Source organism: Streptomyces sp. NPDC049541, from assembly GCF_044465725.1.
Lineage (GTDB): Bacteria > Actinomycetota > Actinomycetes > Streptomycetales > Streptomycetaceae > Streptomyces.
Window position 1 is genome coordinate 901,902 of the sequence record NZ_JBITLY010000002.1, and the last position, 22,543, is coordinate 924,444.

Annotated in this window: 18 protein-coding genes and 3 pseudogenes; 11 read left to right on the plus strand and 10 right to left on the minus strand. The window is 71.1% G+C overall.

Going from position 1 to position 22,543, the window contains the following annotated elements; all coding sequences use genetic code 11:
• The first annotated feature begins 30 nt into the window (after positions 1–30).
• Positions 31–324, plus strand: a complete 294-nt coding sequence (locus ACIBW9_RS11250) for a hypothetical protein (RefSeq protein WP_398953558.1) — start codon at positions 31–33, stop codon at positions 322–324.
• Here ACIBW9_RS11250 and ACIBW9_RS11255 read toward each other — a convergent pair.
• From ACIBW9_RS11255 to ACIBW9_RS11275, 5 genes are all read right to left on the minus strand, one after another.
• Positions 308–940 carry a response regulator gene (locus ACIBW9_RS11255; protein WP_398953560.1) on the minus strand — a complete coding sequence of 211 codons (633 nt, stop codon included), beginning with the start codon at positions 938–940 and terminating at the stop codon, positions 308–310. The two genes, ACIBW9_RS11250 and ACIBW9_RS11255, sit on opposite strands and share 17 nt — an antisense overlap.
• Positions 937–2,154 (minus strand): sensor histidine kinase, encoded by a 1,218-nt coding sequence (locus tag ACIBW9_RS11260; RefSeq protein ID WP_398953561.1) that lies wholly within the window; start codon positions 2,152–2,154, stop codon positions 937–939. The genes ACIBW9_RS11255 and ACIBW9_RS11260 overlap by 4 nt, the downstream gene beginning before the upstream one ends.
• Positions 2,155–2,239: 85 nt before the next feature.
• Positions 2,240–3,358, minus strand: a complete 1,119-nt coding sequence (locus ACIBW9_RS11265) for an ABC transporter substrate-binding protein (RefSeq protein ID WP_398953563.1) — start codon at positions 3,356–3,358, stop codon at positions 2,240–2,242.
• Positions 3,359–4,068: 710 nt separating this feature from the next.
• Positions 4,069–4,743: a response regulator gene (locus ACIBW9_RS11270; RefSeq protein WP_398953992.1), complete on the minus strand. Its 675-nt coding sequence runs from the start codon at positions 4,741–4,743 to the stop codon at positions 4,069–4,071.
• Positions 4,744–4,757: 14 nt separating this feature from the next.
• The gene (locus ACIBW9_RS11275; RefSeq protein WP_398953564.1) at positions 4,758–6,416 is read right to left on the minus strand and encodes an ATP-binding protein; all 1,659 of its coding nucleotides are present in this window, start codon (positions 6,414–6,416) and stop codon (positions 4,758–4,760) included.
• A gap of 98 nt (positions 6,417–6,514) precedes the next feature.
• Here ACIBW9_RS11275 and ACIBW9_RS11280 point away from each other — a divergent pair, with 98 nt between their 5' ends.
• The 3 genes and pseudogenes from ACIBW9_RS11280 to ACIBW9_RS11290 form a co-directional block, all read left to right on the plus strand.
• Complete coding sequence (locus tag ACIBW9_RS11280; protein WP_398953566.1) at positions 6,515–7,501, plus strand: tripartite tricarboxylate transporter substrate binding protein; 987 nt, start codon at positions 6,515–6,517, stop codon at positions 7,499–7,501.
• Between the two features lie 117 nt (positions 7,502–7,618).
• Positions 7,619–9,064 (plus strand): GntP family permease, encoded by a 1,446-nt coding sequence (locus tag ACIBW9_RS11285; RefSeq protein ID WP_398953568.1) that lies wholly within the window; start codon positions 7,619–7,621, stop codon positions 9,062–9,064.
• Between the two features lie 112 nt (positions 9,065–9,176).
• A pseudogene (locus tag ACIBW9_RS11290) lies at positions 9,177–9,691 on the plus strand (sensor histidine kinase); the annotation flags it as partial.
• A 73-nt stretch (positions 9,692–9,764) separates the two neighbouring features.
• On the opposite strand, the pseudogene ACIBW9_RS11295 reads toward ACIBW9_RS11290, so the two are convergent.
• Positions 9,765–10,467 (minus strand): annotated as a pseudogene (locus ACIBW9_RS11295) (response regulator).
• 227 nt (positions 10,468–10,694) lie between these two features.
• On the opposite strand from ACIBW9_RS11295, the gene ACIBW9_RS11300 reads away from it, so the two are divergent.
• Positions 10,695–11,282, plus strand: coding sequence for a hypothetical protein (locus ACIBW9_RS11300; RefSeq protein WP_398953570.1), 588 nt, complete (start codon positions 10,695–10,697; stop codon positions 11,280–11,282).
• A gap of 53 nt (positions 11,283–11,335) precedes the next feature.
• On the opposite strand, the pseudogene ACIBW9_RS11305 reads toward ACIBW9_RS11300, so the two are convergent.
• A pseudogene (locus ACIBW9_RS11305) lies at positions 11,336–11,741 on the minus strand (Crp/Fnr family transcriptional regulator).
• A 269-nt stretch (positions 11,742–12,010) separates the two neighbouring features.
• On the opposite strand from ACIBW9_RS11305, the gene ACIBW9_RS11310 reads away from it, so the two are divergent.
• Positions 12,011–12,883: a universal stress protein gene (locus ACIBW9_RS11310; RefSeq protein WP_398953571.1), complete on the plus strand. Its 873-nt coding sequence runs from the start codon at positions 12,011–12,013 to the stop codon at positions 12,881–12,883.
• 14 nt (positions 12,884–12,897) lie between these two features.
• Here the strand turns inward: ACIBW9_RS11310 and ppk2 are convergent, their stop codons facing one another.
• Positions 12,898–13,701, minus strand: coding sequence for a polyphosphate kinase 2 (gene ppk2 / locus ACIBW9_RS11315; protein WP_398953573.1), 804 nt, complete (start codon positions 13,699–13,701; stop codon positions 12,898–12,900).
• Between the two features lie 49 nt (positions 13,702–13,750).
• On the opposite strand from ppk2, the gene ACIBW9_RS11320 reads away from it, so the two are divergent.
• The 3 genes from ACIBW9_RS11320 (at position 13,751) to ACIBW9_RS11330 (ending at position 17,761) form a co-directional block, all read left to right on the plus strand.
• Positions 13,751–16,132: a phosphoketolase gene (locus ACIBW9_RS11320; RefSeq protein ID WP_398953575.1), complete on the plus strand. Its 2,382-nt coding sequence runs from the start codon at positions 13,751–13,753 to the stop codon at positions 16,130–16,132.
• Positions 16,133–16,490: 358 nt separating this feature from the next.
• A complete protein-coding gene (locus ACIBW9_RS11325) occupies positions 16,491–16,616 on the plus strand; it encodes a hypothetical protein (RefSeq protein ID WP_398953577.1) in 126 nt (41 codons plus the stop codon).
• Positions 16,617–16,852: 236 nt separating this feature from the next.
• A complete protein-coding gene (locus ACIBW9_RS11330) occupies positions 16,853–17,761 on the plus strand; it encodes an NAD-dependent protein deacetylase (RefSeq protein WP_398953579.1) in 909 nt (302 codons plus the stop codon).
• Positions 17,762–18,140: 379 nt separating this feature from the next.
• On the opposite strand, the gene ACIBW9_RS11335 is transcribed toward ACIBW9_RS11330, so the two are convergent.
• Entirely contained in the window at positions 18,141–19,166 is a 1,026-nt protein-coding gene (locus ACIBW9_RS11335; protein ID WP_398953581.1) for a 6-phosphofructokinase, read from the minus strand.
• A gap of 303 nt (positions 19,167–19,469) precedes the next feature.
• Here ACIBW9_RS11335 and ACIBW9_RS11340 point away from each other — a divergent pair, with 303 nt between their 5' ends.
• Together ACIBW9_RS11340 and ACIBW9_RS11345 are read left to right on the plus strand one after the other, a co-directional pair.
• Positions 19,470–21,530 (plus strand): discoidin domain-containing protein, encoded by a 2,061-nt coding sequence (locus ACIBW9_RS11340; protein ID WP_398953583.1) that lies wholly within the window; start codon positions 19,470–19,472, stop codon positions 21,528–21,530.
• Positions 21,531–21,557: 27 nt separating this feature from the next.
• A complete protein-coding gene (locus ACIBW9_RS11345) occupies positions 21,558–22,166 on the plus strand; it encodes a TetR/AcrR family transcriptional regulator (protein WP_398953584.1) in 609 nt (202 codons plus the stop codon).
• 9 nt (positions 22,167–22,175) lie between these two features.
• On the opposite strand, the gene ACIBW9_RS11350 is transcribed toward ACIBW9_RS11345, so the two are convergent.
• The gene (locus tag ACIBW9_RS11350) at positions 22,176–22,541 is read right to left on the minus strand and encodes a DUF6479 family protein (RefSeq protein ID WP_398953586.1); all 366 of its coding nucleotides are present in this window, start codon (positions 22,539–22,541) and stop codon (positions 22,176–22,178) included.
• Between the last annotated feature and the right edge of the window lie 2 nt (positions 22,542–22,543).

The following is a 22,543-nucleotide window of genomic DNA, read 5'->3' on the forward strand; positions in this document are numbered from 1 at the left end:
CCCCATGAACGTGGGAGCGCTTCGCCTGACGTGTCCCGTGACGAGGGCTACGGCGCGGAGGTGCACCACTTCGGGCCCGGCGGTTGCCCGCTCGACACAGTCACCTTCCCGCCGACCGGCATCGCGGCCATCGCCGGCGGCTGCGAGGCGGTGACTCTACGGACGTCCGCCGAACTCAAGGCCGTCGAGGACTGGGTGGCCGGACCGCGGTCGGCGCCGCTGCTGGTCGACGCCAAGGTGGCGGGCGAGTACGGGGCCCGATGGCTGGAGGAGGCGTTCCGCGGCCACCGAGGAGAGGATCGGGCGGTCAGTCGAGCGGGATGAGCCCCCGGCGCGCGGCCTCCGTCACGGCGGCCGCGCGGTTCTCGACCTTCAGCTTGCGGTAGATGCGCACGAGGTGGGTCTTCACCGTCGCCTCGCTGAGGAACAGCGCCTCCGCGATGGCCCGGTTGGTCAGGCCCTCCGCCGCCAGCCGGACGACCTCGACCTCGCGCTCGGTCAGGTCCGCGTCGGGCCGGACCACCTGGCCGACGAGCTCCCCGACGACCTCGGGGGCGAGGGCCATGGCACCGGCGGCGGCGCCGCGGACGGCCCGGAAGAGCTCCTCGGGCGGCCCCGCCTTCAGCGCATATCCGCGTGCGCCCGCCTCAAGCGCCCGCACGACGTCGGCCCGTCCGGAGAAGCTCGTGAGCATCAGCACCGGCACGGCCGGGGCCTCGACGGCGAGCCGCCGGACGGCCTCGATGCCGTCGATGTCGGCACCGGCGAACCGGAGGTCCATCAGCACGACATCAGGCTTCAGCCGCACGGCGAGCCGTACGGCCTCCTCGCCGCTGCCCGCCTCCGCGATCACCTCGAGGTCCGGTTCCCCCTCCAGCAGGGCCCGCAGTCCGGCCCGTACGACGGCGTGGTCGTCCGCGACCAGCAGACGTACGGTCATCCGGCGGTCGCCGAGGTCAGACGGGGAGCCGTCGCCGGGAGCACGGCCCGCACCCGGGTGCCCCGGCCCGGTGCGCTGGTGACCCGCAGGTCGCCGCCGCACTCGCGGAGCCGGGCTCGGGCCGCCGGGAGGCCGAAGCCGCGGGTCTTCCGGGCGGCGGTCCCGGTCGGTTCGAAGCCCACTCCGTCGTCCTGTACGTCGAGTTCGATCCGATCCGCCTCATGGCGGAGGGTGACCAGCACGTTCACCGCGCGGGCGTGCTCGCGCACGTTCGCCAGGGTGCCCTGCGCGACGCGGAACAGGGTGGCCGCCGCCTGCTCGTCCAGAACGGGACGAGTCTCGCCGACGGAGCGGAAGCGCACCCGGGCCGCGGTCCCCTCCTGCTCCACCTGGGCGCACAGCAGCCGCAGCGAGCCCTCGAGTCCGGCCTCGGCGACGGCGGACGGCGTGAGGTCGTGGATGATCCGGCGGGTCTCGGCGAGATGGCCGTCCAGGCCGTCGGCCACCGCGCGGACCCTGGTGCGGGCCGCCTCCGGCCGCCGCTCCCAGTCCCGCTCGGCCGCCTGCAGCAGCATCAGACTGCCCGCGAGTTCCTGGGCCAGCGTGTCGTGCAGGTCCCGGGCGATCCGTGTGCGCTCGGCCAGTACACCGGCCCGGCGCTGCCGTTCGGCCAGGATGTCCCGGGTGCTCCGCAACTCCTCCAGCAGACGCTGACGTTCGGCTGCGTCCCGCTGCTGAGCCCGGTAGAGGGCCACGGTGCCCCAGACGGCCGCGACCGGGATCAGCGCCATCTCCAGGTCGAGTCGGCCGGTGGAACCGACCAGCCGCCAGCCCAGTACGACGGAGACAGCGCCCACCGCGACCAGCGCCGCCCGGCGCCCGAGAGCCCGCAGGGCCGCGCACGCGAGCGGCACCCCGCACCAGGCGTACGCCCAGGTCAGCGGCGCCGGAGCCAGGAACACGAGGACGCCCCAGAGACCGACCAGCGTGGTGATCCAGCCGAGCCGGACGGCCGGACCGAACCGGCTCCACAGCCCCAGACCGGCCCCGTACAGTACGGCCAACAGCCCGCTGACGCCGACCATGTGCCAGCACAGCGGGCTGTTCAGATCCACGAGCCGCACGACGGCGGCACCGACGACCAGGAAGAACACGTAGTGCGGGGCGTGTTCCAGGGCGCGTCGGGCGCCGGGGGCGGGAGCGCGGTCGGTCACGGCAGATCCCCTTGAACGGACTGATCCACTTGGACGGGCGTCCGAGTCTATCGGGGCTTGGTGTGACCCATGTGAGAGCCGTGCGCTACGCGCCCGGGTGCAGCCCCAGCCAGCCGGGCGTGGGGTCGCCCTTCACCTCGCCGAAGTACAGGGCGAAGGTCTGCTTCCAGCGCTCGACCGCGGCGCGGTCGGCCATGAAGCGGGGGAAGCCGTCGAGGTGCGCCTCGGGGTACTCCCAGAGCGCCTTCAGGCCCGCCGGGGGAGTGACGTCGGTGCGTACGGACCAGCCGTTGAAGGACCCCTGCTGCGTGGGGAGGGACAGCTGCCAGTTGAGGTACAGCTTGGCGGCGGTCCTGTTCGCGGCCTGCTTCAGGATCGCGGCGCGCTGGCCCCAGGCCATGAACGGGGCGCTGTCCGGGACGACCCACTTCACGGGCCCGGTGGAGAGCGGGGCGCCCGAGCCGCCGACGCCGATCGCATGGGTGCCGGCCCGGACCGCGTCGCCGGGGGAGTTGCTGCCCCGCGCGAAGCGCACGTCCTGTGCGGCGAGCTTGGCCGCCCACTCCCAGCCGTACTTCTGGACGTAGAGCGAGTAGAGGTAGAGGACCGCGTCGTCGTCGTGCGGGTAGGAGGAGGCGATCTTCCCCTTCCACTTCGGGTCGACCAGGTCCAGCGGGGTCCGCGGGGCGTCCGAGCCGACCGCGGACGGGCTGTACATGAAGCTGAAGGCGATCGCTCCGATGGCGACCCAGGCGCCGTGCGGGTCCTTGAACTTGTCGTACACCTTGGAGAACCCGGCCGGCTTGTACCGCAGCAGATGGCCCTGCCGCTCCCAGCGCGTGAAGTCCTGGAGGGTCTGGAGCTGCACGACGTCGGGGACGAGGGTGCCGGTGGCGAGCTGGTTGTCGACGCGGACGTCGTGGTACTTGCTGTAGTCCACGACCAGGGTCAGGTCGATGTCCGGGAAGCGCTCGAGGAACGCCGCCTTGGTGAAGTCCTGCTGGGTCGGGGTGTCCCCACCGGCGTAGATGACGAGCTTGCCGCCCTCGGCGAGCGCGGCCTGGTAGAGCTCGTCGAGGGTCCTGGTCTCCTCGGACCCGGTGGTGGCCCGCGCGGGGCCGGCGCCCAGCGCGCCGATCCCGATGGCGGCACCTGCGGCGGCGCCGGTGGCGAGGACACGTCGTCTGCTGAGGAAGCTGGCCATGTTGCGGAGACCTCTCTGCTGGGGGGTGACGTACGCATCCTGCTCGCCACCGGCAGGCGCCCGCGTCCTCCGCGCGGAGCGAGGGGCGGGCTGGAGTGGTAAGCGCAGTTCAACCGAACGGTTGACCGAAGGCCAAGGTGGGCGGTTGACCGAGTGTGATCGTGGTTCCGGGTCAGGTTCCGCGCCGGTTCAGGGTGACCTCGCCGGTGAGCCTGCGGGCCCTGAGGTCGATCATGGCGAGGTGGATCACGGCTTCGCAGCGGTGCGGGTGTGTCGCTGCGCTCGATGGTCCACAGTCTCGGGGTGATCGTGAACCCGTGGGCGCCGTGCGGGCGTTGGACGGGGTGGAGATCGATGCCGAGGCGGCCCGTTGTCGATCGCGGACTGCACACCTGGACGATCTGCTGCCGTTCAGTAAGTGCGTCAGGCGTGCGGGCGAGGCCCAGGACCGCCCCGGGCGGCGGGCTCCGGGCTGACGCTGGTCGATGACCTGGCTGGTGCAGGCGTGGGCGGTCCACGAGTGCACGAGGCACAATCGAGTCGGGCAGGACAGATGACCAACGAGGCCCCCGGAGCAGCGTGGTTGAGACGTCAGACATCTCGATCAACAGCTCGGGGCCCCGCTCGTCGCGCTCCTCGGCCTGCCACCTGATCAGGGACCAGCTCGAAGCCGATGCCCGCGTGAACGTACGCTCGGCAGCACCCCTCTCTCACCCCCGCCAGCCATAGCGCCGCTCGGGCCGGCCGGCGGCGCCGTAACGCAGGGAGACATCCGCCGTGCCCGTGGTGTGGAAGTGCTCCAGGTAACGGCGGGCGCTGACACGGGAGATGCCGGTGGCGGCCGCGCATTCGGCGGCCGACAGGGTGCCGTCCGTATCGCGGAGCGTGCGCTCGACGAGGGCGGCGGTCTCCACGCTCAGGCCCTTGGGGAGTCTGGCGACGGCAGCGGGGACAGACCCTGCGGACAGAGCCCGGTCGATGTCGGCCTGGCCGCGCACCACCGTGGTGAGAAGCCGGCCGCGCCGTGCGGCGTACCGGTCCAGGCGGGGCTTGAGGTCCTCGTAGTCGAAGGGTTTGAGCAGGTAGTCCACGACACCGTGGCGGACCGCGCCGCGCACGGTGTCGGCCTCACGCGCGGCACTGATGACCATGATGTCGCAGTCGTGTCCGGCGGCGCGCAGCCGCGGGATGACGTCCAGGCCGAAGACATCGGGCAGATAGAGATCGAGGAGAACGAGATCCGGGCGCAGTTCGTCGACTGCGGTGATGGCCTGCTCACCCGTGCCCGCGGTGCCGACGACCCTGAACGGAGGCACCCTCTCGACGAAGGTGCGGTGGACCCGGGCCACCATGAAGTCGTCGTCGACGACGAGAACGTCGATCATGCCGGAGGTGTCCGTCAACGTGTCGACCCTTCCTCGATCGCTTCCGTCGCTTCCGTCGAGTGGCTCACGGACATGCGCGCGGTGAACCGGGCGCCTTCGGCGGTGTTGGTCACCCTGATCTCCCCGCCCCGTCGTTCACAGACGAGCCGGGTGAGTGCGAGGCCGATGCCACGCTCGCCCTCCGCGGCGGCCTTGGTGGTGAAACCGTGCTGGAAGACCTCCTGGGCGAGTTCGGGAGCTACGCCCGGGCCCGAGTCGCACACCGCGATCTCCACGCTGGATGCGTCCTGCCGGAGTTCGACCTCGACCCAGGGCTCCCGGCCGTCGGGGCCGCTTCCGGCGGCGGCGTCGATGGCGTTGTCGACCAGGTTGCCGACCACGGTGGCCACGTCGGCGGCGTCCTCCGGGGCGAGCCGGCCGAGGGAGGTGACGTCCGAGATCTTCAGGGTGATCCTGCGTTCGGCCGCGAGGGAGTCCTTCGCCATGAGGAGGGCGGCGACGGCGGGATCGTGGATGCGGCGGCCGATGGTCATGTCCAGGGACTGGCGGCGCCGGGTGAGTGCACGGACGTAGCGTACGACCTCGTCCTGCTCGCCGATCTGGATGAGTCCGGAGATGGTGTGCAGCTGGTTGGCGAACTCGTGGGTCTGGGCCCGTAGCAGCTCGGACGTGCTGCGGAAGGAGCCGATCTCGCGTTCCAGCCGGGCCAGTTCGGTGCGGTCCCGCAGCGTGGTGACCGAGCCGAGCAGGCGGTCGTTCTTCGTGACGGTCATCCTGTTCATCACCAGCACGCGACCGTGCCGTATGACCACTTCGTCGGGTCCGTGCTCCGCTTCGGGCCGGGTGCCGGTGAGCACGTCGTGCAGACGTCCGTCGATGCCGAGCTCGTCCAGCGTCCGGCCCACGCACTCCTCGGGCAGGTCGAGCAGCTGTCTGCCCACCTCGTTCACCAGGGTGAGGTGCTGCTGAGGATCCAGGGCGACCACGCCCTCGGCGATCCCGTACAGCATGGCCTCACGGTGTTCGGCGAGCCCGGTGATCTCTCGCGGCTCCAGACCGAGCGTCTGCCGTTTGACCCGTCGGGCCAGTAGCCAGGAGCCGGCGAGGCCCAGCCCGCTGGCGATGCCCAGGTAGGCGAGGAGATAGGACGACGCACCACTGAGCCGCTGCCACACCGTCGGGGACGCCTCCCCGATCATGACGGTGCCCAGGGTCCGACCCAGGTCACCGCTCGCCGCGCCGAGTACCGGCACCTGCGCCACCAGTTCTCGGCTGCCGTCCCAGGTGAGCGAGCCGGACCAGCCGCGTCCACGGGCCACCCCCGGTCCGAGCCGCAGCCGGTCACCGATGACCGTCGGGTTGGTCGAACTGACGACGCGACCGGAGGAGTCGGCGATCGTCACGGAGGTGACCCCGGACTGCACCAGCGTGGAATGCGTCAGCGGGGCCAGCGTCTCCTCCGGCGCCGGACGCGGGAGCTGGTTGCGCACCAGTGGATTGGCGGCCAACTGCTCGGCCAGCGCACTCACACGGCGGCCCTCGACCCGGCTGAAGGTGGCCTCCGACTGGGCGAGCGAGAGCGCCGCGACCGCCAGCAGCACGACCACGACGATGGCGAGCTGCAGCGCCAGCATCTCGCCCGCGAGGGTATGACGCCGAAAACTGGTGACCACAACGAACTCAATCTCTACTGCTGACACAAACTGGGCGGCTCGCACCACGGGCCGCACAATCATGACGTCCATCGCGAAGGCTGCGGAAGAGAGGTGCCATGAGAGGTCGCTCGCTCGCCCTTCGCGGCGCCCTCCTCGCGCTGCCACTGCTTCTCGTCACCGGGTGCCAGGTGCTGCCCGACGGGGAACCGGCCGACACCGGGCTGCGGATCATGGTTCCCAACACCCCCGGTGGCGGATACGACACCACGGCCCGGACAGTGGCCCGCGTGCTGCAGGAGACCGGCGTGGACTCCGGCGTGCAGGTCTTCAACCTGCCGGGAGCAGGCGGCACGGTCGGCCTGCAGCGCATCGTGAACGAGCGGGGCAACGGCAGGCTCGTCCTGCAGATGGGTCTCGGAGTGCTCGGTGCGTCGCACGTGGCACACGCGAAGGCGTCCGTCATCGAGACCACTCCGCTGGCCCGGCTGGTCGAGGAGGCCGGCGCGGTGGTCGTGCGCCGTGACTCGCCCTACCGGTCGATCGACGATCTGATCGCCGCCTGGAAAGGGAACCCCGCGCGCTTGAAGGTCGGGGGCGGATCCTCACTCGGCGGACCGGACCACCTCTTGGCCATGGAGTTGGCCAAGGCAGTCGGTATCAGCCCGCACCGGGTCGGCTACGTCGCCTACGGCGGCGGTGGCGGCGACCTGCTGCCCGCTCTCCTCGACGGCAAGGTCGACTTCGCCACCACCGGATTCGGCGAGTTCCTCGACCAGATCGACGCCAGTCAGCTCAGGGTCCTGGCGGTGACCAGCCCACGACCGATCGACGCACTGCCCGGAGTGCCGACCCTCAAGGCGTCCGGCATCGACCTGGTCTTCAGCAACTGGCGGGGAGTCGTGGCGCCGCCCGGCATCAAAGGCGCCGACCGGAAGCGGTGGATCGAAGCGCTGACAACGATGCACCGGTCCCGGCAATGGAAAGCGGAACTCCGCCGCCATGGCTGGACCGACGCGTTCACCACCGGCGACGCCTTCGCCGCGTACCTGTCCGAACAGGACACCTCAGTGGCCCGTCTCGTCAGAGATCTCGCACTGGACTGACCGGGCCACCGCCCGCCCCTCCTGACACCAGCCGCACACCACCCCTCTGCGCCGCGGCTCACTTCGCCGCGCCCATCACCTGTCCATCGAAAGCAGCAAAGAAAGTAGGGCACCCGCATGACCACGCACACCTGGTGGTTGCTGCTCATCCTCACCATCGCGATCACGGCCCTGATCTACCTCATCAACTCCCGCCTGCGCATCCATCCGTTCGTCGCGCTCATCGTCGTCGCCGTCGGCACCGGCCTCGCCGCCGGTGAACCCGTCGCCAAACTGGTGGAGTCCCTTGAGGACGGTGCCGGCGGCACCCTCGGGGACGTGGGCATCACCCTGGCCCTGGGCGCCATGCTCGGGCGCCTGCTGTCCGACTCGGGCGCCACCGACGCCCTCGCCCACGCCCTGATCGACCGCTCCAGCACCCGCATGCTGCCCTGGCTGGTCACGGCCGCGGCGTTCGTGATCGGCATCCCGATGTTCTTCGAGGTCGGCCTGATCGTGCTGCTGCCGCTGATCTTCAGCGTGGCGCGCAGGCTGGAGGCCCAGGGCGGCACGAAGGGGTCCCCGTACGTCCTGCTCGGCGTACCGGCCATCGCCGCGCTGTCCACCCTGCACGGCATGCTGCCGCCGCACCCGGGGCCGCTCACCGCCATGACCGGTCTCCACGCCGACCTGGGCCTCACCATGGTCGTCGGGTTCGTCTGCGCCGTCCCCACCGTGATCCTGGCCGGCCCCGTCTACGCCCGGTGGATCGCGCCGCGCGTTGCCGAGGTCCGCCCGGACGCGGCTCTTGTCGCGCAGTTCACGGGTGCGTCGCAGTCCGTCCGGGAGAAGTCGCCTGTCAGCGTCACGGTCGGCGCTCCGAACGCGTCGGCGTCGGAAACGGACGTCACGTCCCGTTCCGGGATACCGACCGGGCTGGCCATCGCCGCGGTGCTCGTCCCCGTCGCCCTCATGCTGCTGCGTACCCTCGCCGAAACGGTGCTCGACGGGACGAGCACCGTGAGTTCCGCGCTGACCTTCTTGGGCGAGCCCGTCGTGGCGATGCTCGCCGGGCTGCTCTTCGCTCTCGGCGTGACCGCTCTGGGCACGGGCCGCTCCGGCGAGGAGGTCCGCGCATCCCTGACGGACAGCCTGAAGTCCATCGCCGCCATCCTGCTCATCATCGGTGGCGGTGGTGCGTTCAAGCAGGTTCTCCAGGACTCCGGCATCGGCGCCGCGATCGCCTCCGCCGCCCAGGGGGCGCATCTGAACGTCATCGTGCTGGGCTGGCTGATCGCGCTCCTGCTGTCGCTGACCACCGGTTCCGCCACCGTCGGCATCGTCTCCGCCACCGGCATCATCGCCCCGATGGTCAGCGGAGGCGGCCTGGAGGCATCGCTGCTCGTGGTGGCCATCGGGGCAGGCTCCCTCGGGCTGAACTACGTGAACCACGCGGGATTCTGGCTGGTCAAGGAATCCTTCGGCATGGATCTCACTCAGGCCACGAAGACACAGACCGTGGTGCAGACCCTGGTGAGCGTGCTCGGCCTCGGAATGGCGCTCCTCCTGTCCGTGCTCGCCTGAAAGCCACTGAGCGGTGTGCATCGTGAAGGTGCACACCGCTCTCGGCTTCACCGAGGAGACCTGCGAGCCGGTGGCCTGCGCCGTGCGGGCACGCGACGACGACCACGCCGTGGCGGGCCGCTTCATCGACCACCCGGAGGCCGCCGCGCGCGTGGCGCGGGCCGTCGACGACCTGGACGGGACCATCAAGATCATAAGGTCGACGATCTTCGGGCTGCGGGACCGCGAGGGCGGCGCCGGGACCGGGCTGCGGGCGCGCGTGGTGCGCGTGGTGGGCGAGGCGGCCCGGGTGCTGGGCTTCGCCCCCAGCGCGCGGATGGAAGGCCTCCTGGACACCGACGTGCCGCAGGAAATCGCCGACCAGGTCGAGGCCGTCCTCTCCGAGGCCCTGACCAACATCGCCCGGCACGCCGGCGCCGACCGTGCCGATGTCGTCCTGGCGACCGACGGCAGCGAAGTCCGGCTGACGGCCACGGACAACGGCGGGGGCATCCCGCCCGGCGGCCGCCGCAGCGGTCTGCGAGCATGGCTGAACGGGCCGGGCAGTGGGACGGGGCACTGGAGGTGGACGGCGGATCCACGGGCGGCACCGTGCTGGTGTGGCACGTGCCGCTGCCAGGGGAGTAGCGGTACGCATCTCGCCGCGGACGCCTCCTGCACGAGGACACCGGACCTGATGCAGGGGCATGCAAGGGTGTGATCAACGGCAGGGGCGGTCGCTCGTCTCCGGCTGGTCCAGGTGTGTGGCGAGGACCGCGGCCTGCACCCGGCGCTGGACGCCCAGCGTGGCCAGGAGCCGGGAGATGTGGTTCTTGACGGTCTTCTCCGACAGGTAGAGCTGTCTGCCGATCTCGCGGTTGGTGAGCCCCTCCCCGATGAGTGCCAGGATCTCGCGTTCACGTGCGGACAGGCCGGCCAACTCCGGTGCCGCCGGCCGGTGGTCGGGCCGGTTCGGTGCGCAGGGAGCGCATGAGCCGGGCGGTGGTCGCGGGGTCGGGCATGGACTGGCCGGAGGCGACCGTGCGGACCGCCGAGACCAGGTCGGAGCCCTTGATCTGCTTGAGGACGTAGCCGGCGGCGCCGGCCATGATGGCGTCGAGGAGGGCGTCCTCGTCGTCGCACGAGGTGAGCATCAGCACGGCGAGCTCGGGCATACGGCTGCGCAGCTCCCGGCAGTCGGAGATGCCGTCGCCGTCGGGCAGGCCCACGTCCAGGACGGCGACGTGCGGGCGTACGGCGGGCGCGCGGACGAGCGCGTGCTCGACGTTCTCGGCGTCGCCGACGACCGAGATGTCCGGCTCGGCGTCCAACAGGTCGGCCAGTCCGCGCCGGACGACTTCGTGGTCGTCGAGCAGGAAGACACGGATCGGGTTCTGCGCCGTGAAGCTGCGTGCCTCGGTCATGTGGGCCCCTCGTTCCCCGAATGTGCGACGCACGGGCTGCGGGACGTTCGTCACGACGATCACCACGTGCGGGGACCGGACACACCAGGGTCGACCGGCCCCACTTCTCGCCACCCCATGCCGACCGCCCGCCGCCCGAAGTCGCGACTGCCTCTCCCGCCGACGGCGAAGTGGTGAGACCTTTTAGGTGTGTCCGTCCTCATTGCGCCCGTAAGGGGGTGTGACCGATGCGGAAGGGCAGACGCACGCAGGTCATGGGGTGGCGTTGGCGCAGCAATCCGTTGCGGCGGCACAGCGACGTGGTGGAGGCGTGGATCGTGCTGGCCGCCTGGACGGCCGCGACGGCCGGAGGCGTGGCCGCCGGGATGGCCGGGGCGCAGGCGGCGGAGCACGTGGTGAACCAGGACCGGGCGGGCCGTCGGCCGGTGACCGCGGTCGTCTTGAAGACCGTGCCCGGCAGCGGGCGGGACGTCGTCACCGGTGTGCGCTACGACCGGATGCTCGCGACGGTGCGCTGGAGGGATGCGAAGGGAGCGGTCCGTACGGGCACGGCCGACGTGAAGCCCACGGCGAAGCCGGGCAGTCACGTGCAGGCCTGGACGGACGGGCGCGGCCGGCTGGTGTCGCAGCCGGTGAGTTCCACCGAGGCGGCGACCCGTGTGGTGCTGGCCGGCACCGGAGTCGGACTGGCCACGGGACTTACGGTTCTGGGCGGCGGTCGGCTGGTGCGGCTGCGCGTACAGCGGCGGGCCACCGAGCGATGGGGCGCCGAATGGGAGCGGGTCGACCGGCAGTGGGGGCACAGGACAGGCTGAGCCGAACGGCCGACCGTGCCGGAGCCGGGCGGCACTCCCCTCGATCGCTCGGCTCACCGCGAGGTCCCGCTGCCGTAGGGCGCGTACAGGTCCAGCAGCCGCACCCGGGCCGCCTGCAGCCGGTGGGCCAAGACCTCGCCGACCCATCGGGCGATGGTCCGTCCGAACGCGGGGTCCTCCTGGCAGATGGTGCGCACGGTCGTGGCGTCGAACTCGTACGCCCGCAGCGGCGAGGCCGCCTCGGCGCCGAGGTGCCAGGTGAACGGGGTGAACAGCCGCGACCGGCCGACCAGTTCGTTGTGCCCGAGGCCCTTGTTGACGGCCGCCCGGCGGCCGGGCACGCGCAGGTCGAGATCGACCGTGCCGGTGCGGATGATCCAGAACCGGGCGGCGTGACCGCCCTCCTCGAAGATCCGGGCGCCCTGGGGGGAACGACACCTCCCGGGCGATCCGCGACAGCCGCTGCCGTGGCGTGCCTCCACTGGGGCGTACGGACTACCACTCCCCACGTTGGGCGCGGCCCGGCACGAACCAGGGGCCGGTCGGCCCCGGGCGAGGACATGCGGCCCCTGCAACGCCCGCCGCCGGGCAGCGATGCTGGAAGCGGAACCCCGGTCGGGTGGCCGCCGTCGTGCACGGCAGCTCGGTGATCGGTTCGATCGTGGGTACCCGGCAGGACCAGGTCAGGGCCCGTATCGGGCGGGCTCGGCGACGGAAGGGTGAGGACGATGGATCTCCCGCTGGTCGTGGGCGTGGACGGCTCCGAGCCGAGCCTGCGTGCCGTCGACTGGGCGGCCGACGAGGCGGTGCTGCGCGGGGCGGAGCTGCGGGTGGTGTACGCCTCGCTGTGGGAGCGCTACGAGGGCACCGCGCTCGCCACGGACCTGGGGAAGCCGTCCGAGGCGGTGCTCTCCGAGGACGTCGTCGACAGCGCGGCCCGGCGGGTGCACGCCCGCCGTCCGGAGGTGAAGGTGACACCGGTGGTGCTCGCCGAGGAGCCCGAGCACGCCCTGGTGGACGAGGGGCGCCGGGCCCTGGCAGTGGTGGTGGGCAGCCGCGGCCGCAGTGGCATCGCGGAGTTTCTGCTCGGTTCCGTCAGCCTGTCCGTGGCCGCGCACGCCGACTGCCCGGTGATCGTGCTGCGCGGCGGCCGCGACAAGCAGGCGGTGCCGGGCGCTCACGGACGTGTCGTCCTCGGCGTGGGCGCGGAGGGGGCCGAGTCCCCGGCCGTGCGTTTCGCCGTCGACGAGGTGCGCCGCCGCGGGGCCCGTCTGGAGGCCGTACGGGCCTGGCGGTGCCCCGTGCACGAGACCACCGGATATCCGGCCATGGCCGGGGAACCCGCCCGGCAGTACGAGGAGGGTGCCGTGTCGGCGCTGGAGTGGGCGCTGCGCGACGTGCCGGCGGACGTCGACGTGCACTGCAGCACCGTCGAGGGCCACGCCCGCAGGGTTTTGACGAACCTCTCGCGCGACGCCGACCTGCTGGTCGTGGGGGCCAAGCGGCGCGGGGGGCGCTTCGGAGTCCAGCTCGGCCGTGTCACCCACGCGGTGCTGCACCACTCCGCCTGCCCGGTCGCCGTCGTACCGCAGTGGGCGTGAGCGCCGTGACGGGGTTACAGGGTCGCTGCGTGATCGGGGACGTACGTCTGCAGGTCACGGGGCGAGCGCTGGTAGCCGGTCGACTCCGGCCGCTCCGGCAGCTCAAGGACCGGGGGCGGTACGTCGTGATACGGCAGGGAGTCCAGCAGATGGGCGATCATGTTGAGCCGTGCCCGGCGCTTGTCGTCGCTCTCCACGACGAACCACGGCGCCTCGGTGATGTCGGTGTGCACCATCATCTCGTCCTTGGCCCGGGAGTACGCCTCCCAGCGGGTGATCGACTCCAGGTCCATCGGCGACAGCTTCCAGCGCCGCAGCGGATCCTCCAGCCGGCGCCGGAAGCGCTCCTGCTGCTCGGTGTCGCTCACCGAGAACCAGTATTTGCGCAGCACGATCCCGGCCTCCACCAGCATCCGCTCGAAGATCGGGCACTGCCGCAGGAAGAGCTGGTACTCCTCCTTGGTGCAGAAGCCCATCACATGCTCGACCCCGGCCCGGTTGTACCAGGACCGGTCGAACAGGACGATCTCCCCGGCGGCCGGCAGATGCTCGATGTACCGCTGGAAGTACCACTGGGTGCGTTGGCGCTCGGTCGGCTTCGGGAGGGCCGCGATCCGGGCGACACGGGGGTTGAGGTGCTCGGTGACCCGCTTGATGGTGCCGCCCTTGCCGGCCGCGTCCCGCCCCTCGAAGACGATGACGACGCGGGCGCCCTCGGTGCGCACCCACTCCTGCAGCTTCACCAACTCCGTCTGCAGGCGCAGCAGTTCCTTCTCATACGTCTTGCGCGGCAGCTTCGCCGCCTTCTTGCCGGCCATGCCGCCTCCACCGCCCGCTGACCTACGTCGATGACTTCCGGAGCCACTCATGCCCATGGTCGAACATCAGGACGCCACCGTACTTTCCGACGAGGAGCTGCGCACCCTGGTCGCCCACTGGCGGGCCGCCAACTACCTGTCCGCCGGGCAGATCTACCTCATGGCCAACCCACTGCTGCGCGAACCCCTCGATCCGCAGCACATCAAGCCGCGGCTGCTCGGCCACTGGGGCACCTCGCCCGGCCTGAACCTCGTGTACACCCATCTCAACCGGGTCGTCAGGGCCCGCGGCCTGGACGCCCTGTGCATCTGGGGGCCCGGTCACGGCGGACCGTCCGTGCTGGCCAACTCCTGGCTGGAGGGCAGCTACAGCGAGACGTATCCCGATGTCGGCCGGGACGGCGCCGGCATGGAGCGTCTGTTCCGCCAGTTCTCCTTCCCCGGCGGCGTGCCGAGCCATGTGGCGCCGGAGACCCCCGGCTCGATCCACGAGGGCGGTGAACTGGGCTACTCGCTCTCGCACGCCTACGGAGCGGCCCTGGACAACCCGAACCTGCTGGTCGCCTGCGTGATCGGCGACGGGGAGGCGGAGACCGGACCGCTGGCGGCCTCCTGGCACTCCAACAAGTTCCTCGACCCGGTCCACGACGGGGCCGTGCTGCCGGTCCTCCACCTCAACGGCTACAAGATCGCCAACCCGACGGTGCTCGCGCGGCTGCCCGAGCACGAGCTCGACGAGCTGCTGCGCGGCTACGGCCATGCGCCCATCCACGTCGGCGGCGACGACCCGGTCGCCGTGCACCGAGCGATGGCCCAGGCGATGGACACCGCCCTGGACCGCATCGCCCTGCTGCAGCGGTCGGCCCGCGAAGGCGGTGGCACGCAACGCCCGCACGGGCCCGTCATCGTGCTGCGCACCCCCAAGGGCTGGACCGGCCCCGCCGAGGTCGACGGAGTGCCGGTCGAGGGGACCTGGCGCGCCCACCAGGTCCCCCTGGCCGCCGTACGCGAAAACCCGGAACACCTGAGGCAGTTGGAGGCGTGGCTGCGCTCGTACCGCCCCGAGGAGCTGTTCGACGGCGAGGGCCGGCCGGTCGCCGACGTCCTCGCCTGCATCCCCGAGGGACCCCGGCGCCTGGGTGCCACCCCGCACGCCAACGGCGGCCTGCTCGTACGCGATCTTCCGGTTCCGCCCCTCGACCGGTTCGCCGTCCCCCTCGACAAGCCGGGCACGACCCTCCACGAGCCCACCCGCGTCCTCGGCGACCTCCTCCGGCAGGTCATGGAGGACACCTCGGACCGCCGCGACTTCCGGGTCGTGGGCCCCGACGAGACCGCCTCCAACCGCCTGCAGGCCGTCTTCGAGGCCAGCGGAAAGGCCTGGCAGGCCGAGCACCTGCCGGTGGACGAGCACCTGGACCGGCATGGTCGGGTGATGGAGATCCTCTCCGAGCACACCTGTCAGGGCTGGCTGGAGGGCTATCTGCTGACCGGTCGGCACGGACTGTTCTCCTGCTACGAGGCCTTCGTGCACATCGTCGACTCGATGGTCAACCAGCACATCAAGTGGCTGAGGACGTCCAGGCGGTTGCCGTGGCGCGCACCGATCGCCTCGCTCAACTACCTGCTGACCTCGCATGTGTGGCGCCAGGACCACAACGGTTTCTCCCACCAGGACCCGGGCTTCGTCGACCACGTCCTCAACAAGAGCCCCGAGGTCGTACGGGTGTACCTGCCGCCGGACGCCAACACGCTGCTGTCCGTCGCGGACCACGCCCTGCACAGCCGCGACTACGTGAACGTGATCGTGGCCGGCAAGCAGCCCTGCTTCGACTGGCTGTCCATGGACCAGGCCCGCGCCCACTGCGCCCGCGGAGCCGGCATCTGGGAGTGGGCGGGCACCGGGAACGGAGGCGAACCGGACGTCGTCCTCGCCTGCGCCGGGGACGTACCCACCCAGGAGGTGCTGGCCGCCGCCCAGCTGCTCCGCCGCCACCTGCCCGACCTCGCGGTCCGCGTGGTCAACGTCGTCGACATGGCCCGCCTGATGCCCCGCGAGGAGCACCCGCACGGCATGAGCGACTTCGAGTACGACGGCCTGTTCACCGAGGACAAGCCGGTGATCTTCGCCTACCACGGCTACCCATGGCTGATCCACCGCCTCGCCTACCGGCGCACCGGCCACCGGAACCTGCATGTGCGCGGCTACAAGGAGTCCGGCACCACGACCACGCCGTTCGACATGGTCGTCCGCAACGACCTGGACCGCTACCGCCTGGTCATGGACGTCATCGACCGCGTGCCCGGGCTCGCGGTGCGCGCGGCGGCCGTGCGCCAGCGCATGGAGGACGCACGCCTGCGCCACCACGACTGGATCCGCACCCACGGCACCGACCTGCCGGAGGTCGCGGAGTGGACCTGGAGCGGATGAGTCCGGCCTGCTCGACGGGGGGCCGATCGGCCCATGCGCTCCGGGCGGCCCTGACCAAGCCTGTAAGAAGGCGACGGGCGATCTTCGAGTCGGCAGACGAGGGGGTGTCTGGCCATGGCACAGACGCGTCCCGCCCGGTGAGGAAGGTGCGGTTCTGGCGGTGGCGGCACAACCCGCTGTGCCGGCACAGCGACGCCATGGAGGCGTGGATCGTCCCGGAGACCTGAACCATGGCCCTGGTGGGCGGCCTGATCGCGGGCTCTGCGGCACACGCGGCCATGCAGCACAGCCTGGCCGCACGACGCGCCGCCGTGCACGCCGTGTCGGCCGAACCCCCGGCGCGGACAGCACCTCGAACGTGTCGACCGACGACGGTGCCACGGTCTGGGGAACCGTCCGCTGGACGGCCGCCGACGGGAACACGCACGCCGGTCTGACACGGGTCGACCCGAGCAGCACCGCGGGCACCCCGGTCACCGTGTAAGTCGACGACGGGGCGCGTTGACCATCCGGCCTCCCGCCGAGGGGGACACACGCGGGCAGTCGGCGCCGACGGGCGCCCTGGCCGCGGCGGGCGCCGCCGACGTCGCCCCGGGCTGCGGACGGCTGACACCGGTGCGGCCCTTGGGCACCGGCAGCGGATTACCGCCCGCCTTCCCGTGGTCGACCAGAAGGCGTTGGCGTCGCCGCTTCGGTCGGCGGGTTTCGTACCCTGGCGCCATGCGCATGCGCCCCACCCTGAGCTGGACCCCCACCGAGGACCTGCCGCCGAGTACGACGGACCTGCGGCCGGTCGTCGACGCGCTGGCGGCCGGCCGGGTGCTGGTGCTCAGCGGGGCGGGCATCTCGACCGAGTCGGGCATCCCCGACTACCGGGGTGAGGGCGGCAGCCTGAGCCGGCACACCCCGATGCTCTACCAGGACTTCACCGAGAGCGCGCACGCGCGGCGGCGGTACTGGGCACGCAGTCACCTCGGCTGGCGGGCCTTCGGCCGGGCGCGGCCGAACGCCGGGCACCGGGCGGTGGCCGCGTTCGGGCGGCAGGCGTTGCTCTCCGGCGTGATCACCCAGAACGTGGACGGGCTGCACCAGGCCGCCGGCAGCGAGGGCGTCGTCGAACTCCACGGCGGGCTCGACCGGGTGGTCTGCCTCGGGTGCGGCGTTCTCGTCGCACGCACGGAGCTCGCCCGACGACTGGAGGAGGCCAATCCCGCTTTCTCGCCGGTCGCCGCCGGTATGAACCCCGATGGTGACGCCGACCTCACCGACGACCAGGTCGGAGACTTCCAGGTGGTGCCCTGCGCACTCTGCGGCGGGATCCTCAAGCCGGACGTGGTGTTCTTCGGCGAGGCGGTGGCGAGCCACCGGGTCGAGCAGTGCCGCGACCTCGTCCACGCGGCGGACTCACTGCTCGTCCTCGGATCCTCGCTGACGGTGATGTCCGGACTGCGGTTCGTCCGCCAGGCCGCGCAGGCGGGGAAACCGGTGCTCATCATCAACCGGGACGTGACGCGTGGCGACCGGCACGCCGTCACCAGGGTCGACCTACCGCTCGGAGCGGCCCTCACCACGGTGGCAGACCGACTGGGCGTTCCCGTCGACGACGACGAGGCGGCGGGCGGGGCCTGAGTCCACGCCGGTGCCGCACCACTGCGCCTGTCCGGTGGCGGACAACAACTGATCGGCAGCCGACACCTGGCGGAACGGCGTGCATCCAGGGGAGAACGCGATGAGTCTCCCTGCGCTGATGGGCATCGACGGGTCCGAACGCGGCCGGTCGCCGCCGACCGGGCCGCGCGGGAAGCTGCGCTGCCCGGCGTTCCTCCGCGTCTCGCGCATGCCTCTCCGGCGCTCGCGGACGATGCGGTCCCGGCTCCGGCCGTGCAGACACTGCACGATCTGGGTGAGTGCATGCTCCAGCGGGTTGTCTTCGACCTCGCGGCCCGATACCCGACCTCCGGGTGCAGGGCGGGTGGAACGTCGAAGCCGTGCCATGGCAGCCCGGAGCTCAGCCGAAGAACACCTGGAACTCGTCATACAGCGACGGATCCACCAGCTTGGTGTGCGCGGTGGCCTCGGCGAGGGGAATGCGGATGATCTCGGTGCCACGCAGGGCCACCATCATCCCGAAGTCACCGTCGTTGACGGCGTCGACGGCGTGCAGCCCGAAGCGCGTGGCCAGCCAGCGGTCGAAGGCGCTCGGGGTGCCGCCGCGCTGGATGTGACCGAGGACCGTGGTGCGGGCATCCGTGCCCGTGCGCCGCTCGATCTCCTGGGCGAGCCATTCGCCGATGCCCGACAGCCGGACATGGCCGAACTCGTCCAGCGTCCGGTCCTTGAGGATCATCTGGCCCTCTTTGGGGACCGCCCCCTCGGCCGCCACGACGATCGGCGCGTAATTGATCTTGAACCGGCTCTTCACCCACGCACAGACCTGGTCGATGTCGAACGGCCGCTCCGGAACGAGGATCACGTTGGCCCCGCCCGCGACACCGGCCCGCAGCGCGATCCACCCGGAGTGGCGGCCCATCACCTCCACCACCAGCGTTCGCATGTGCGACTCGGCAGTGGTGTGCAGACGGTCGATCGCCTCCGTCGCGATCCCCACGGCCGTGTCGAAGCCGAAGGTGCAGTCGGTGCCGGACACGTCGTTGTCGATGGTCTTCGGCACTCCCACCAGACGAATCCCCTGACGGCTCAGCTCGGTGGCCACACCGAGCGTGTCCTCGCCGCCGATCACGACGAGCGCGTCCACCTCGTGTGCGGCGAGCGTGTCCCGGATGCGCTTCACCCCGTCCTCGTGCTTGAACGGGTTGGTGCGGGAGGAGCCGAGGATGGTGCCGCCACGGGGAAGAATCCCGCGCACTTCCTGGATGCCCAGTGGCACGACGTTGCCCCGCAGCGCACCGCGCCAGCCGTCGCGCAGACCGACGAAGTCGAAGCCGTACTCCTGGACGCCCTTGCGGACGACGCTGCGGATCACGGCGTTGAGACCGGGACAGTCACCGCCGCCCGTCAGCACTCCCACCTTCATGGCTTCGCTCACCTCCGCGGACGTGAACTCCGAGCGCCGTTCGGCTCCCTTTCCATCATGTGCGACGGCGGTCCGTCGACGCACCTGCAGGCGAGCCCGCCGGCACCAGCAGCCGCCGGCTCGACGCCTGGGCCTCGGAGCGGGGACATCCCGCCCGTGCCGGGTGCGCGCCATCAGGTCAAGCGTCCCGGACCCTTGACTCGGAAGGTGCCCGCCCCGATCCTCGACCCATATATTGCGCTGGTCATGACAACCTCATGGGTTGGTCAACCGCGCGATCCCGCCGACCGAGGGACGTGGGCCGTGACGCCGACTCGACGCTCGTACCGCAGACGCAAGAACGTCACCGTGGTGTCGCTGCTTCTCTTCCTCCTGGCCCTGACCTTCGGCCCCACGCCGAGTTCCGCGGCCGGAAACGACTGGTGGACCCCGACCTCGCCGCCGGCTCCGGACGCCCAGATCGATGTCACCGGTGAGCCGTTCACCGGCACCGATTCCGCGGGCGAGGTCCGCGGATTCGTCGACGCGCACAACCACCTGTTCTCCAACGAGGCCTTCGGAGGCCGGCTGATCTGCGGAAAGGTGTTCTCCGAGGCCGGGGTCACCGACGCGCTCAAGGACTGTCCCGAGCACTACCCCGACGGCACCCTCGCGGTCTTCGACTACATCACCCACGGCGGCGACGGAAGGCACGACCCGGTCGGCTGGCCCACCTTCAAGGACTGGCCGGCGTACGACTCGATGACCCATCAGGCGAACTACTACGCCTGGCTGGAGCGGGCCTGGCGCGGCGGGCAGCGGGTGCTGGTCAACGACCTCGTCACCAACGGCATGATCTGCTCCGTCTACCCCTTCAAGGACCGCGGCTGCGACGAGATGACCTCCATCCGGCTGCAGGCGAAGCTGACGTACCAACTCCAGGACTACATCGACAAGATGTACGGCGGCCCCGGCAAGGGCTGGTTCCGCATCGTCACCGACAGCGCACAGGCCCGTGAGGTGATCAGGCAGGGCAAGCTGGCCGTCGTCCTGGGTGTGGAGACCTCCGAGCCGTTCGGCTGCAAGCAGATCCTCGACATCCCGCAGTGCAGCAAGGCCGACATCGACAAGGGCCTCGACGAGCTGTACTCGCTGGGCGTGCGCTCGATGTTCCTGTGCCACAAGTTCGACAACGCGCTGTGCGGAGTCCGTTTCGACTCGGGCGGCCTCGGCACGGCCATCAACGTCGGGCAGTTCCTGTCCACCGGCACCTTCTGGCAGACCGAGAAGTGCACCGGCCCCCAGCACGACAACCCCATCGGGACCGCCTCCTCCGCCGCGGAGAAGGACCTGCCGGCGGGCGTGGACGTCCCCTCGTACGACTCCGACGCCCAGTGCAACAAGCGCGGCCTCACCGACCTCGGCGCCTACGCCGTGCGCGGCATGATGAAACGCAAGATGATGCTGGAGATCGACCACATGGGCGTCAAGGCGGTCGGTCAGGCCCTGGACATCTTCGAGTCCGCGTCCTACCCCGGCGTGCTCTCCTCGCACAGCTGGATGGACCTGAACTGGACCGAGCGCGTCTACTCCCTCGGCGGCTTCGTCGCCCAGTACATGCACGGCTCCCAGGGTTTCGTCGCGGAGGCCGCCCGCACCAAGGCACTGCGCGACAAGTACCACGTGGGCTACGGCTACGGCACCGACTTCAACGGCATCGGCGACCACCCGGCCCCGCGCGGCGCCGACGCCCCGAACAAGGTCGCCTACCCCTTCAGGAGCGCCGACGGCGGCTCGGTCATCGACCGGCAGACCACCGGTGAGCGCACCTTCGACTTCAACACCGACGGCGCAGCCCACGTCGGCCTGATCCCCGACTGGATCGAGGACATCCGCCTCAACGGCGGCCAGGGCGTGGTGAACGACCTGATGCGGGGCGCCGAGTCCTACCTCGACACCTGGGGAGCGACCGAGCAGCACCAGGCATCGGTCGACCTCGCCCAGGGCGCGGCGGCCACCGCCAGCTCGTCCGAGTGGAACCCGTTCACCAGCTACCAGCCGGGCCGGGCCGTCGACGGTGACGACGGCACCCGCTGGGCCAGCGACTGGAGCGACGACCAGTGGTGGCAGGCGGACCTCGGCGCAACCCACCGGGTCGGCCGGGTCACGCTGGCCTGGGAGCGCGCCTACGGCAAGTCGTACCGCATCGAACTGTCCACCGACGGCACCGACTGGCAGACCGTCTGGTCCACCACGTCCGGCGACGGCGGCCTGGACACCGCCCGCTTCAGCGGCACCCCGGCCCGCTACGTCCGCATCCACGGCCTGCAGCGCGGCACCGACTGGGGCTACTCCCTGTACGAAGTGGGCGTCCACAGCGCCTGAGGTCCCTCACCACCCCCGAGGACGCACATGGCACGCATGCCGTCGGCCGAGCGGCGCAGACAGCTGACGGAAGCGGCGATCAGGGCGATGGCCCGGGACGGCGTCGCCAGGACGACGACCCGGTCCATCGCCGCCGAGGCGGGCGTGTCCCTGAGTGTCTTCCACTACTGCTTCGACTCCAAGCAGGCCCTGGTCGAGGCCGTCATCACCACCCTCACCGACCACTCGGTGACCGTGGTGAAGCAGGCCCTGCGGCCCAGGGCCACGCTCGTGGAGACCGTCCGGGCCGGCTTCCAGGCGTACTGGGACCATGTGCGCGCCCACCCCGACGAGCACATGCTCACCTACGAACTCACCCAGTACGCCCTGCGCGAGCCGGGTTTCGAGCACCTGGCGCGACGGCAGTACGAGCTGTACGGCGCCGCCTACACCGAACTCATCGACGGGTTGCGCCGCTCCATGGGCCTCCGGCTCGCCGTCCCCGCCTCGGTGCTGGCCCGCTATCTGGCCGCCATGACCGACGGGCTGACGCTCAACTACCTCGTCCTCGGCGAGGAGTCGGCCTGGGCCGACATCCTCGACACGGTCACCGCCCACATCGCCGCCCTGGTCGACGACGATCTTCGCCGGGCCTAGGGCTGTCGGTCAGCGGGTGCCCGGCCCGCCGCTTCCGAACGCCCCGCTGTTGCCCTCGCTCCAGCGCATGCGCTTCTGCGACGCACTCGTCCTGCTCGGCGTATTGCCGTGACCGGGCAGCTCGTGCGGGGTCAGCCGATGCTCGGTGTGGGGGATCTCGGCGGGCTCGCGGTTCTCCTGTACCTCGCGGACCGGGCCGTCGTCCGGCAGCTGCGGCTGATCCTCCGGGCGTGGCGGAGCGGGTTCGCGGCGGCGGATGCGGGCGCCCAGGAAGAAGGCACCGATCAGCAGGGCCACGACCGCCACCCCCACGACGACCAGGCCGATTCCGAGTGCGCCGCGGCCTGCGGCGATGTCCATCCATGAGGTGCTCATGG